Below are 11,969 nucleotides of genomic sequence, written 5' to 3' on the forward strand. Positions count from 1 at the left end.
TTCACAAAATCTACCTTCGCACGCTGTGCTTTCGGTGTGAGCACATAGGGGATAACGGAACGTCCGCATCAGCTATTCCCGGAGGATCCGCGCGAGCATCGCCACGGCCGCGTCGACCGCTTGAGCCCGGACCTGCGCGCGATCGCCGTCGAACCTGAATGACTCGCTCACAGAGGAATCCGGCGTCACGACGGCGATGTGCACTGTTCCGACGGGCTGACCGTCCGGTGACTCCGGTCCAGCGATCCCCGTTGTCGAGACGCCGACGTCGGCGGGAGTTCCCGAGACCTCCAGGGCGCGGCACACCCCCGCTGCCATCTGCAGCGCGACGCCGGGATGCACCGGTCCATGCGCGTCGAGCAGTCCGTCGTCGACGCCCAGCAGTGTGTGCTTCACCGGGGTGGCGTAGGCGACGATCGCTCCCCGCAACACCGCCGATGCACCTGGCACCGAGACGAACTCTGCAGCGAGAGCGCCGCCCGTCAGCGACTCCGCGATACCGAGGGTCCAGCCACGATCTACCAGCGCGGCGAGCACCTCCGACGCAGACGTCACGACGGCTTCCGTGACCCTCGCACCTGAGCCACGATGTAGTCGATGCCGCTCGCCACCGTGAGGATCAGCGCCAGGATCATCAGGATGGCGGTCCCGACCACCCACAGCTGGGCCCCGATCACCACGTGCAGCGGGAGCAGCGCCCAGGAGAGCGCCACGGCCTGGACCGCAGTCTTGATCTTGCCCATCCACGCGGCAGCCACGACGTGCTCCTTCGCGACCATGAGGCGGTGGATCGTGATGCCCCACTCGCGGATCAGGATCACGATCACGACCCACCAGTTGAGCTCACCGAGCACGGCCAGGCCGATGAAGCCCGCCCCGGTGAGCAGCTTGTCGGCGATCGGGTCCCACAGCTTGCCGAAGTCCGAGACGATGTTGTGGCGACGTGCGAGGTAGCCGTCGACCCAGTCGGTGGAGATGCCCACGACGAAGAGGATCGCCGCAACCCATCGGATGACGATGTCGTCGAGCCCGTACGTTCCGCCCATCAGGAGCAGGATGAAGAAGATCACCGCGAGCGGGATGCGCGCGATGGTTATCGCGTTGGGAAGCTGCCGTGGAATACTCATCAGTCTCTTCCTGTCAGTCCCCAGGCGTCTTCGTCGCCGTCGTCTTCAGCCTCGACCACCGGCAGCCCCTGGAACTGGGCCTCGATCGGGTCGTGCGGCGCTCCGGCCGCGGTCGCGGCGGCGGGAGCGGCGGGCTTCGGCGGAGCATCGTCACCTCGCAGCTTCGCCATGACCTGGGGCAGTTGCTCGGCCGTCGCCAGCACGTCACGTGCCTTGGACCCTTCGGACGGGCCGACGATCTCTCGCGACTCGAGGAGGTCCATCAGGCGACCTGCCTTGGCGAAGCCGACACGCAACTTTCGCTGCAGCATCGACGTCGAGCCGAACTGCGAAGACACGATGAGTTCGGCTGCCGCGAGAAGGAGTTCGAGGTCGTCCCCGATGTCCTCGTCGACCTCCTTCTTCTTCGTCGGCTCCAGCGCTTCCTGCACATCCGCGCGGTAGTCGGGACGGGCCTGACGCGTGACGTGCTTGACGACCGCGTCGATCTCCTTCTCATCGACCCACGCACCCTGCAGACGGAACGGCTTGGATGATCCCATCGGCGAGAACAGGGCGTCACCTTGGCCGATCAGCTTGTCAGCACCGGGGCTGTCGAGGATCACGCGGCTGTCCGTGACGCTCGTCACGGCGAAAGCGAGGCGCGACGGCACGTTGGCCTTGATCAGACCGGTGACGACGTCGACGCTCGGTCGCTGCGTCGCGAGCACCAGGTGGATGCCGGACGCGCGCGCCAGCTGGGTGATGCGGACGATCGAGTCCTCGACATCTCGCGGCGCGACCATCATCAGGTCTGCGAGCTCATCGACCACCACGAGGAGATACGGGTAGGGCTTGAGGACACGTTCACTTCCGACCGGGAGCTCGACCTCTCCGGCGCGCACCGCCCGATTGAAATCGTCGATGTGGCGGAATCCGAACGACGCGAGGTCGTCGTACCGCATGTCCATCTCCTTCACGACCCACTGGAGAGCCTCGGCGGCCTTCTTCGGGTTCGTGATGATCGGTGTGATCAGGTGCGGCACTCCCGCATAGCTGGTCAGCTCGACGCGCTTCGGGTCGATCAGGACCATCCGCACGTCGGTGGGCCGAGCGCGCATGAGAAGGCTCGTGATCATCGAGTTCACGAAGCTGGACTTACCCGACCCTGTGGAACCGGCGACCAGGAGGTGCGGCATCTTCGCGAGGTTCGCGATGACGATGTTGCCGCCGACGTCCTTTCCGACGCCGATCGTCATCGGATGAGTGCTCTTGTGCGCTGCCGGAGACCGGAGCACATCCCCGAGCGCGACCATCTCCTTATCGGCGTTCGGGATCTCGATGCCGATCGCGCTCTTGCCCGGGATCGGCGACAGGATCCGCACGTCGTTGGATGCGACCGCGTAGGCGAAGTTGTTGCTCAGCTGAAGGATCTTCTCGACCTTGACACCATGGCCGACCTCCACCTCGTACTGGGTGACCGTCGGACCACGCGAGAATCCGGTGACCTTCGCATCGACCTTGAACTGCGTCAGCACGCTCGTGATCTGCTCGATCACCTTGTCGGTCGCTTCGGACCGCATGACCGGGGGTGGGCCTTCGACCAGGAGTCCCGGCGAGGGAAGCACGTAGGGAGTCACGGGCGCCTGCGGGCCCCGCTCCCCCGGCCCTGCGGTTCCGAAGCCGTCGAGTCCCGGCAGCTCGGGCATCTCGCCTGTGTCGGACTCGTCATCGAGAAGTGCGGTGGTCTGCTGCCCGGCCAACGACTCGGTCACCGAGCGCACGTCTGACAGCACCTCAGTCGCGGCATCCGAGGGGTTCTCCACGACGACGGCCTGGTCGTATGCAGGAGTCGGCTCCGAGGTGGTGAGCAGAGCGGTGATGTCGTCGGATCCGAGAGTCCCCTCGTCGGGATCCTCCTCGCGACCGGTCTTGTTGCGTCGCCACCACGGCAGGACATCCGGATCGTCGACCTTGTCTGCCTCATCGACCGCGGCGGCGTCCTTGGCCGGCTTCTCGGTGCGCTCGGCGTCGAACATCCACGCATACAGATCTCCGAGGCGCTGACCGATGCGGTTCGGCGGGGTCTTGGTCAGGATCAGGACGCTGAGAACGGCGAGGACCGACAGCACGACGTACGCACCGACCGCGGTGAGGTAGGAGAGCGGCTCGCCGAGCATCCAGCCGAACAGTCCGCCCGCCTCGCTGAGCGCGGGCATGCCGTCCTTGGGCTGTGGCCGCACGAGCAGCCCCGCAGAATCGGCACGGCCGGCAGCCGTGTGGCAGAAGCCCGCGAGCGCGAGGATGAAGAGTCCGAACCCGATGCCGATCCGCCCGTTGTCATGCACGGACGACGGGTGACGGAACAGCCAGCCGGCGAGCAGCAGGAGCAGGACCGGCATGACGAAGGCCACGCGTCCGACCAGAAGCCCCACCGAGTAGGCGCTGATGTTGGCAGCGACCTCGTTGCCGATGAAGAACCACTCGTTGACCGCTCCGGCGATCGCCAACAGCACGAGCAGGAGGGGGAAGCCGTCGCGCCGATCGTCCTTCTCGAGGGTCTCGGGACCGAATGCTCGGAACAGTCCGCCGACACCATGGGCGAGGCCGTTCCAGGCCCGCACCGCCACAGGCGGCTTGTCGATCTCGTCGATGTACTTCTTGGGCGCTGCCTGAGCCTTCGGAGCAGCCTGCCTCTTCGGGCGAGGCGTGGCGCTCTCGGACGCGCGCGCTGACTTCGTGGTACTCCTGGCCATGATCTCACGTTACGTCGAGAGGCCGACAATCCCCGTAATGACGCGGCATTCCGGTGTCATCCGCCCGCGTAGCAGCCGTGGGTCAGGACCCGCGATGCACCATCGTGTCGCGCACGCTTCCTTCGTCCGTGACCACGAACCCCTCCGATCGATACAGCGTTCGAGCGAAGTTGTCCCGTTCCACACTGAGACTGAGCCGAGGGTGCCCCTGCTCGCCGGCGTGCAGCACGAGGCGCCGGAGCAGAGTCCGCCCGACTCCGTGCGCACGCCAGATCGGCTGCACGCCGATGATGAGCTCCGGTACCGCAGTTCCGACGAATCCGAAACCCGCGTCGTCGGGCGCGAGCATTCGGTACCACGCTGCGCCGATCGGCCGCCCGTCCGCGTCTATGGCGAGGAAGCCCGCATCCGCCGGTCGCATCCATCCGGAGACGTAGCGTCGATGCTCGACCGCGGTGAGGATCTCGTGGCGTGGTCGCGCCCCGCCCGAGCGCCAATTCGCCGCCTCGACGACCATGTCGCCGAGGAAGCTCCCGTCCGCCTGTTCGGCGGGTCGGATCGAGAAGTCGTCCGGCATGAGGAGAGCGTATGCCGCTCGCGTTACAGCCGAGTGTCGGTCGACTGTGAACCCGCGAGCGGCGCGGCTGCGATCACGCCTCGATGACGAGCGGAACGATCATCGGGCGCCGACGGAGCTTCTGATTGACCCAGCGCCCGATCGTGCGGCGGATCACCTGTGAGAGCGCATGGGTGTCGCGCACGCCGTTGCCGGAGGCTTCCTTCAGCGCGGCGATGATCTTCGGTGTGACGTCGTCGAAGACGGAGTCGTCTTCAGCGATGCCGCGAGCGTGGATCTCCGGCCCAGAGATGATGCGCCCCGTTGCAGCATCGACCACGACGATCACGGAGACGAAGCCCTCCTCAGCCAGAATCCGGCGGTCCTTGAGATCGGCGTCGGTGATCGCGCCGACAGTCGACCCGTCGACGTAGACGAATCCGAGGTCGAGCTGGCCGACCACGCGTGCATCGCCGTCCTTCAGGTCGATGACGGTGCCGTTCGACGCGATGATCGTGCGTTCGGCGGCGACTCCCGTGTCCTGAGCCAGCTTGGCGTTGGCGATCAGATGACGGTACTCGCCGTGGACGGGAAGGACATTCTTGGGCTTGAGGATGTTGTAGCAGTAGATCAGCTCGCCGGCCGCGGCGTGCCCCGAGACATGCACCTTGGCGTTCGCCTTGTGCACGACGTTCGCGCCGAGCTTCGTGAGTCCGTCGATCACACGGTAGACGGCATTCTCGTTTCCGGGGATCAGGCTCGACGCGAGGATCACGGTGTCACCTTCACCCGGCTCGATCGCGTGGTCGAGGTTCGCCATCCGACTGAGCACGGCCATCGGTTCACCCTGAGAGCCGGTCGACATGTAGACGATCTTGTCGTCGGGAAGGTCTCGCGCCTTCTTGTAGTCGATCAGCAGACCGCTCGGGACCTTCAGGTAGCCCAGGTCTTCGGCGATCGTCATGTTGCGCAGCATGCTGCGCCCGAGCAGAGCCACCCGGCGGCCGTGCGCCGCTGCGGCGTCGAGGACCTGCTGCACTCGGTGCACATGGCTCGAGAAGCTCGCGACGATGACCCGTCGCGGCGCCTTGCCGATGACTTGATCGAGCACCGGGCCGATCGAGCGTTCGGTGGGGGTGAACCCCGGCACGTCGGCGTTGGTCGAGTCGACGAGGAAGAGATCGACCCCCTCCTCACCCAGGCGGGCGAAGGCACGAAGGTCGGTGATGCGCCCGTCGAGCGGGAGCTGATCCATCTTGAAGTCGCCGGTTGCGAGCACGAGGCCGGCGGGCGTGCGGATCGCGACCGCGAGGGCGTCGGGGATCGAGTGGTTCACCGCGATGAACTCGAGGTCGAAGGGCCCGACCTTCTCGCGCTGCCCCTCTTTCACAGTGAGCGTGTATGCCTTGATGCGGTGTTCCTTGAGCTTCGCCTCGACGAGTGCGAGCGTGAGGCCGGAACCGATCACCGGGATGTCGCTCTTCAGACGCAGAAGATACGGAACCGCGCCGATGTGGTCTTCGTGCCCGTGGGTGAGGACGACGCCGACGATGTCATCGAGTCGACCCTTGATCGGCTCGAAGTCCGGCAGGATCAGATCGACCCCCGGCTGGTGCTCCTCGGGGAAGAGCACTCCGCAGTCGACGATCAGGATCTTGCCGTCGAACTCGAAGATCGTCATGTTGCGACCGATCTCGCCGAGGCCGCCGAGCGGGGTGACCCGAAGCGTCCCCTCTTCGAGTGCTGCGGGGTCTGCGATCGGGATGGACATGCTGTCTCCTCAGTCGGACGCGCGACGCGTCCGTTCGTTCCTTGTGACGCGGCTCACCGCGTTCGGTCTCAGCGGGTTGTGCCGTGCACCTTCGGCAGGGCACCGCCCGCGGCCGCGTTGCGGTCGGGGCGGAAGTTGGAGAAGTCTGCGCCGGGGACGTCCCTGACGAGATCGAGCTCGTCCTCGATGAGAGCGGCCTCCCACTCTTCGGGTCCGACGAGCGGCAGACGCACGCGCGGGCTCGAGATGCGGCCGAGCCCGTGCAGGATGTACTTCGCCGCGACGGTGCCTGGCACGTGGGTCATGACGGCGCGCACCAGCGGTTCGAGCCGCTTGTGCTCAGCGGTCGCGGTCGCGAGATCGCCTCGGTTGACGGCGTCGATGATGGTGCGGTATGGCGCCGCAGCGACGTTCGCGGTCACACCGATCAAGCCGGTCGCGCCGATCGCGAGGTGCGGCAGCACGTTGGCGTCGTCTCCGGAGAAGTACATGAGGTCGGTCTGGTTCAACACGCGGCTCACCTCGGAGAAGTCTCCCTTGGCATCCTTCATGGCGAGGATGTTCGGGTGCTTCGCGAGCCGGAGGATGGTCTCGTACTTGATGGGGACGCCTGTGCGACCGGGGATGTCGTAGAGGATCACCGGGAGGTCGGTGGCATCGGCCACGAGACGGAAATGGGTCAGGATGCCGGCCTGCGTCGGCTTGTTGTAATACGGCGTGACGATCATGATCCCGTCTGCGCCGGCCTTCTCGCTGGCCTTGTACAGCTCGATCGCGTGCGCGGTCTCGTTGGACCCGCCGCCTGTGATGATCTTGGCGCGGCCAGCGGAGACCGACTTCCCGACCTCGACGAGCTTGAGCTTCTCGGGGTCCGTCAGGGTCGAGGTCTCGCCGGTCGTTCCCGTCACGACGATCCCGTCAGCACCAGCGGTGATGACGTCATCGATGTGCTTCTCGACGGCGGGCCAATCGACTTCACCGTCGGCCGTCATCGGAGTGACGAGCGCGACGAGAACCTGTCCGAAGGGGTTGCCCGAGTGCGTCATGCCCCCAGCGTATCGGTTAGCGTGCCGCTCACCCAGACGGGGCGAGGCGGATGACATCTCCGCGCGCGATCGCGATCTTCTCACGGAGCACCAGACCGGACAGCTCTCCCACCATCGCCTCGTCCACGTGCTTCCGGAACATCTCGATGCCGGTGATCCGCGTCCGGGCCTGCAGAGCTCCGTCGCGCAGCACCACGATGTCGTCATCGACCCGCAGCGTGCCCGACGTGACCTTTCCCGTCGCCACCGTTCCGCGCCCGGTGATGGTGAAGACGTCCTCGACCAGGAACGTGGTCGAACTCGAGGGCACCGACAGCGAAGCCGACCCCGGAACGCGAATACTGACGCCCATCGCCGTCTCCTCGGCAACGCCGGAGGTCATCGCAGCGAGTCGCGCTGCTTCGGCCTCGTTGTACCGGCGCAGCAGCTCGTTGGCATCCTCAGAGTCGCGCTTCCTCCCGAACAGCCATCCCATGCAGTCGATACTAGGGATCCGCATAGGCTCGACTCCATGACATGGGTCACACGCGAGTCGTCGACGGTGTACGAGAACCGGTGGATCGAGGTGCGGGAGGACAAGGTCACCGGCCCCGGGGGCGACGGAATCTACGGCGTCGTGACCATGCGGCATCCGGCTGTCTTCGTCGTCGCGCTCGATGACGAAGACCGTGTCTGCCTCGTCTCGCTCGAGCGATACACGACAGGCGTCTCCATCGAGGTGCCTGCCGGAGGAAGCGACGGTGAGGATCCGCTCACAGCCGCGCAGCGCGAGCTGCTCGAGGAGACAGGGTTCGTCGCCGAGGACTGGACGTCCCTCGGAACCATGAACGCCCTGAACGGGATCGCCCACGCGCCAGAGCATGTGTTCCTCGCCCGCGTAATGACGCCGGCGGATGACTCGACGCACAGCCAGGCAGAGGAGGGCATCGACGCCGTCACCTGGGTTCCGTTCGCCGAGGTCCTCGACATGATCGCGGACGGCCGGATCACCGATGGAGAGACCGTGGCGGCGATCGCCTACGCCTGTATCCGCCTGGGCAGATTCCGCTGACGCAGGCGCACCTGCGCTCTCGTCAGACGCGGCCGCGCCGTGCGACGCCGGACGTCAGCGAACTCGGCAGGATGGAAGCCACGGCCACGATGGCCTTGTAGCGCAGGGACGGGATCGAGACGGCACGACCGCGAGCAGCGTCCCGCAGAGCCTCTCGGACCACGTTGCGCGCATCGAGCCACATGAATCCGGGAACACCCTCGTGCCCCGGTTCGAGCCCCATCCGCTCGTGGAAGGACGTGTGCGTGAACCCGGGGCACACTGCAGTCACCGTGACACGGTCCCGGGAGTACTCCGCATTCGCCCATCGGCTGAACCCGATCAGCCACCCCTTGCACGCCGAATACGTCGAGCGCGAGATGAAGCCGGCCACCGAGGCGACATTGATGATCCTGCCGCCGCGTCCGCGCATCGATCGGAGCGCAGCATGCATGAGACGCATCGACGCCTCGACGTGGACGCGCAGGTGGCGTACCTCGTCTTCGATGTCGTTGTCTGCGAACCGGAGCGGCAGACCGAATCCTGCGTTGTTGATGAGCAGATCCACAGGATCCGCGGTGTCGCGCAGACGCGCAGCCACGCGTTCGACTCCCTCGGACTCGGAGAGATCCGCAGGAATGACTTCGACCGCGACCCCGTACTCACCTCGAAGTTCGGCTGCCACGGCGTCGAGGGACTGCGCGGATCGCGCGACGAGGATCAGGTCGGTTCGTCGTCGGGCGAGCTGGCGCGCGAACTCGGCACCGAGTCCGGCGCTCGCACCGGTGATCAATGCGGTGGGCATCAGCGCTCGTAACCGAGGAAGCGGTATCGGACTCCGGAGCGTGACGTCTGCCACTCCCCCTCGTCGACGAGGCGCCACCCCGCCTTGGAAGGCGCGTAGGCGTCGCCGGCGACGTCGATGTCGAGCTCTGTGACCTCGAGGCGGTCCGCGTCCGTGATCACGAGGCGGAAGATCTCGGCTCCCCCGATGATCCAGACCCTGTCGTGGCCGCGTACGGCATCCGTCACGGCCGCCGCGCGACGAGCCCCGTCTGCGGTCCAGTCCTGCTGACGGGTGACGACGATGTTCTCGCGCCTCGGGAGCGGACGAAAACGCTCAGGAAGCGAATCCCACGTCTTACGTCCCATGATCACCGGAGCGCCGAGGGTGACCTCTTTGAAATGCGCCAGGTCTTCGGGGACGTTCCAGGGCATGCCGCCCTCTGCGCCGATGACGCCGCCATGCGCCTCCGCCCAGATGAGCCCCACCCAGGTCATACCGCGACCGCCGCCCGGATCGGAGCGTGGTGCTGATAGTCCTCGACGATGAAGTCCTCGTAGCCGTAATCGAGGATCGATTCGGGCTTCTGAGCGAACCGCAGCGTGGGGTACGGGAATGGGTCGCGAGTGAGCTGTTCCTTCACCTGCTCCAGGTGGTTGTCGTAGATGTGGCAGTCACCACCCGTCCAGACGAAGTCGCCGGGCTCGAGTCCGACCTGCTGCGCGACCATCAGCGTGAGCAGGGCGTAGGACGCGATGTTGAAAGGGACCCCGAGGAAGAGATCGGCGCTGCGCTGATAGAGCTGGCAGGAGAGCTTGCCGTCTGCGACGTAGAACTGGAAGAGGGCGTGGCAGGGCGCGAGCGCCATGTCGGGGATGTCCGCCGGGTTCCAGGCAGACACGATGAGGCGACGGGAGTCGGGTGTCTGACGGATCTGCTCGATCACCTGCGCGAGCTGATCGATGCTCTCGCCCTCGGGCGTCGGCCAGCTTCGCCATTGCACTCCGTAGACGGGGCCGAGATCTCCGGATGCGTCGGCCCACTCGTCCCAGATGGTGACGCCGTGGTCTTGCAACCACTTCACGTTCGAATCTCCCCTGAGGAACCACAGGAGTTCGTAGGCGATCGACTTGAAGTGCACGCGCTTCGTCGTGATCAGCGGGAACCCCTTCGAGAGGTCGAAGCGGATCTGCCTGCCGAAGACGCTGGTGGTCCCGGTGCCGGTTCGATCCGACTTGTGGGTGCCCGACTCCAGGACGTCTCGGAGAAGGTCTTCATACGGCGTCGGGACGGCTGCGCTCATGTGTGCCAGACTACCCGCCCCGAGGGCGGAGGAGTCGGATCGTCACGATGCGACACATCGGCCTCGACGCTTTCGGATCACCGTATTCTCGACCCATGTCGCCCGCGCTCGCCCTCGCTATCGCCGCAGCGCTGCTGGTGTTCGCCGTCGCCATCGGAATCGTGCTGCGTCTCCTGGACGGAAGACGTCGCCGGGGCGGCCACTTGAGATTCGACCCGGCCGACGCCGGCGACCTGGAGCTGGGCGACCGCGCGACCTTCGTGCAGTTCAGCACCGAGATGTGCACTCGCTGTCCTCAGGTGCGGCGGATGCTGAGGGGCTACGCCGCCGAGTCGGTCGGCCTGCACCACGTGGAGGTCGACCTGACTCATCGGCCGGACCTGTCAGCCCGCTACCGCGTGCTGCAGACACCGACGACCTTCATCGTCGACGGCTCCGGCGCAGTCCGCGCCCGATTCCACGGCGTGCCCCATCGCCATGCACTCGACGAAGCACTGGCCGCCGTATGAGACGGAAAAGGATGGAACACAGATGACCGCACCCGCAGGCGTCGACCCCAGGGGGCCGCGATTCGCAGCGACGATCACGGCGGTGCTGCTGCTCGTCGCGACGTTCCTCGGGCTGGTCGGCATCTCGACCGCCAGGACGTTCGGCTGGTTCGCCTACCAGCCGCTGGCTTCGGCCGGCCTGGGTTCGGACACATGGGCTGTCAGCTCCGCGACGCTCGCGCAGCGGGCGCTGGACCCGGGGTTCCTCCTCACCGTGGTGATCGCGCTCCTGTTCCTGTGGAGTGTGCTGTCGCCGAGGACCGCGCCCTGGGGTCTGCTGTTCCGCCGGTTCGTGCGCCCGAGACTGGCACCTCCGACCGAGCTCGAGGACCCGCGTCCTCCTCGCTTCGCTCAGGGCGTCGGTCTCTTCGTCGTGACAATCGGACTCGTGCTTCACCTCGCCGGGGTGCCCTGGGCGCTGCCCGTCGCGACGGCAGCGGCGTTCATCGCGGCCTTCCTCAACGCCGCGTTCTCGTTCTGCCTCGGGTGCCAGATCTATCTGCTGCTGCAGCGGGCAGGTGTCGTCGGCCGCGCCGCACGCGCAGCCTGAGGCCGCTGTTCCGCCCGGCGCACCCGGTCGATAGGCTGGCCGGACACGCGATCCGCATACCGAGCAGCGCGCGATACAACGGAGGAATCATGCCCGTCACCAGCGAAGCCACCACCACCTGGACCGGATCTCTCGCAGAGGGCTCGGGCACCGTCGCGTTCTCCTCGTCGAAGCTCGGCACCTTCCCGATCAACTGGAAGGCTCGCAGCGAGGGCAGCGACACGACGACCACGCCCGAGGAACTGATCGCCGCGGCTCACGCGTCGTGCTTCAGCATGGCCCTGTCGCACGCGCTCTCGGAGAACGGCACTCCGCCGGAGCGCGTCAACACGAGCGCATCGGTCACCTTCAAGCCCGGCGTCGGAATCAGCGGAAGCCACCTCAACGTCAACGCCGTCGTTCCCGGTCTCTCCCCCGACGACTTCCAGAGGATCGCCGCCGAGGCGAAGGTCGGCTGCCCGGTCTCCCAGGCTCTGGCCGGCATCGAGATCACGCTCGAGGCGACGCTCGCCTGAGTCC

14 protein-coding genes are annotated in these 11,969 nt (G+C 66.4%); 4 read left to right on the forward strand and 10 right to left on the reverse strand.

Annotation, left to right across the window (positions count from 1 at the left end; all coding sequences use genetic code 11):
- Positions 1–72 precede the first annotated feature (72 nt).
- From ACIP5T_RS04080 to ACIP5T_RS04110, 7 genes are all read right to left on the reverse strand, one after another.
- Positions 73–555, reverse strand: coding sequence for a CinA family protein (locus ACIP5T_RS04080; protein ID WP_400860776.1), 483 nt, complete (start codon positions 553–555; stop codon positions 73–75).
- Positions 552–1,127: a CDP-diacylglycerol--glycerol-3-phosphate 3-phosphatidyltransferase gene (gene pgsA / locus ACIP5T_RS04085; RefSeq protein ID WP_400860778.1), complete on the reverse strand. Its 576-nt coding sequence runs from the start codon at positions 1,125–1,127 to the stop codon at positions 552–554. The genes ACIP5T_RS04080 and pgsA overlap by 4 nt, the downstream gene beginning before the upstream one ends.
- Entirely contained in the window at positions 1,127–3,862 is a 2,736-nt protein-coding gene (locus tag ACIP5T_RS04090; RefSeq protein WP_400860779.1) for a DNA translocase FtsK 4TM domain-containing protein, read from the reverse strand. The genes pgsA and ACIP5T_RS04090 overlap by 1 nt, the downstream gene beginning before the upstream one ends.
- An 82-nt stretch (positions 3,863–3,944) precedes the next feature.
- Positions 3,945–4,439, reverse strand: coding sequence for a GNAT family N-acetyltransferase (locus tag ACIP5T_RS04095; protein WP_400860780.1), 495 nt, complete (start codon positions 4,437–4,439; stop codon positions 3,945–3,947).
- A 73-nt stretch (positions 4,440–4,512) separates the two neighbouring features.
- Positions 4,513–6,189, reverse strand: coding sequence for a ribonuclease J (locus ACIP5T_RS04100; protein ID WP_400860781.1), 1,677 nt, complete (start codon positions 6,187–6,189; stop codon positions 4,513–4,515).
- Between the two features lie 68 nt (positions 6,190–6,257).
- Positions 6,258–7,235 carry a 4-hydroxy-tetrahydrodipicolinate synthase gene (gene dapA, locus ACIP5T_RS04105; RefSeq protein ID WP_400860782.1) on the reverse strand — a complete coding sequence of 326 codons (978 nt, stop codon included), beginning with the start codon at positions 7,233–7,235 and terminating at the stop codon, positions 6,258–6,260.
- Between the two features lie 28 nt (positions 7,236–7,263).
- On the reverse strand, positions 7,264–7,710 hold the full coding sequence (locus tag ACIP5T_RS04110) for an EF-Tu/IF-2/RF-3 family GTPase (protein WP_400860785.1): 447 nt from the start codon (positions 7,708–7,710) through the stop codon (positions 7,264–7,266).
- Positions 7,711–7,746: 36 nt separating this feature from the next.
- On the opposite strand from ACIP5T_RS04110, the gene ACIP5T_RS04115 reads away from it, so the two are divergent.
- Positions 7,747–8,286 carry an NUDIX domain-containing protein gene (locus ACIP5T_RS04115; RefSeq protein WP_400860787.1) on the forward strand — a complete coding sequence of 180 codons (540 nt, stop codon included), beginning with the start codon at positions 7,747–7,749 and terminating at the stop codon, positions 8,284–8,286.
- Between the two features lie 22 nt (positions 8,287–8,308).
- Here ACIP5T_RS04115 and ACIP5T_RS04120 read toward each other — a convergent pair whose 3' ends face one another.
- From ACIP5T_RS04120 to ACIP5T_RS04130, 3 genes are read right to left on the reverse strand one after another with little or no spacing between them, the layout of a single operon-like run.
- Positions 8,309–9,070, reverse strand: a complete 762-nt coding sequence (locus ACIP5T_RS04120) for an SDR family NAD(P)-dependent oxidoreductase (RefSeq protein ID WP_400860789.1) — start codon at positions 9,068–9,070, stop codon at positions 8,309–8,311.
- Entirely contained in the window at positions 9,070–9,546 is a 477-nt protein-coding gene (locus ACIP5T_RS04125) for a dihydrofolate reductase (RefSeq protein WP_400860791.1), read from the reverse strand. Before ACIP5T_RS04125 ends, ACIP5T_RS04120 begins: the two co-directional genes overlap by 1 nt.
- Positions 9,543–10,352: a thymidylate synthase gene (locus ACIP5T_RS04130; RefSeq protein ID WP_400860793.1), complete on the reverse strand. Its 810-nt coding sequence runs from the start codon at positions 10,350–10,352 to the stop codon at positions 9,543–9,545. Before ACIP5T_RS04130 ends, ACIP5T_RS04125 begins: the two co-directional genes overlap by 4 nt.
- A 95-nt stretch (positions 10,353–10,447) precedes the next feature.
- Here ACIP5T_RS04130 and ACIP5T_RS04135 point away from each other — a divergent pair, with 95 nt between their 5' ends.
- The 3 genes from ACIP5T_RS04135 to ACIP5T_RS04145 all read left to right on the forward strand — a co-directional run bounded on the left by ACIP5T_RS04135 (position 10,448) and on the right by ACIP5T_RS04145 (position 11,965).
- Positions 10,448–10,861 carry a thioredoxin family protein gene (locus ACIP5T_RS04135; protein ID WP_400860795.1) on the forward strand — a complete coding sequence of 138 codons (414 nt, stop codon included), beginning with the start codon at positions 10,448–10,450 and terminating at the stop codon, positions 10,859–10,861.
- 22 nt (positions 10,862–10,883) lie between these two features.
- On the forward strand, positions 10,884–11,450 hold the full coding sequence (locus ACIP5T_RS04140; protein ID WP_400860797.1) for a DUF4395 domain-containing protein: 567 nt from the start codon (positions 10,884–10,886) through the stop codon (positions 11,448–11,450).
- 89 nt (positions 11,451–11,539) lie between these two features.
- Positions 11,540–11,965 (forward strand): OsmC family peroxiredoxin, encoded by a 426-nt coding sequence (locus ACIP5T_RS04145; protein ID WP_400860799.1) that lies wholly within the window; start codon positions 11,540–11,542, stop codon positions 11,963–11,965.
- Positions 11,966–11,969: the final 4 nt, after the last annotated feature.

This window comes from Microbacterium sp. NPDC088619 (assembly GCF_044752825.1).
Taxonomy (GTDB): domain Bacteria; phylum Actinomycetota; class Actinomycetes; order Actinomycetales; family Microbacteriaceae; genus Microbacterium.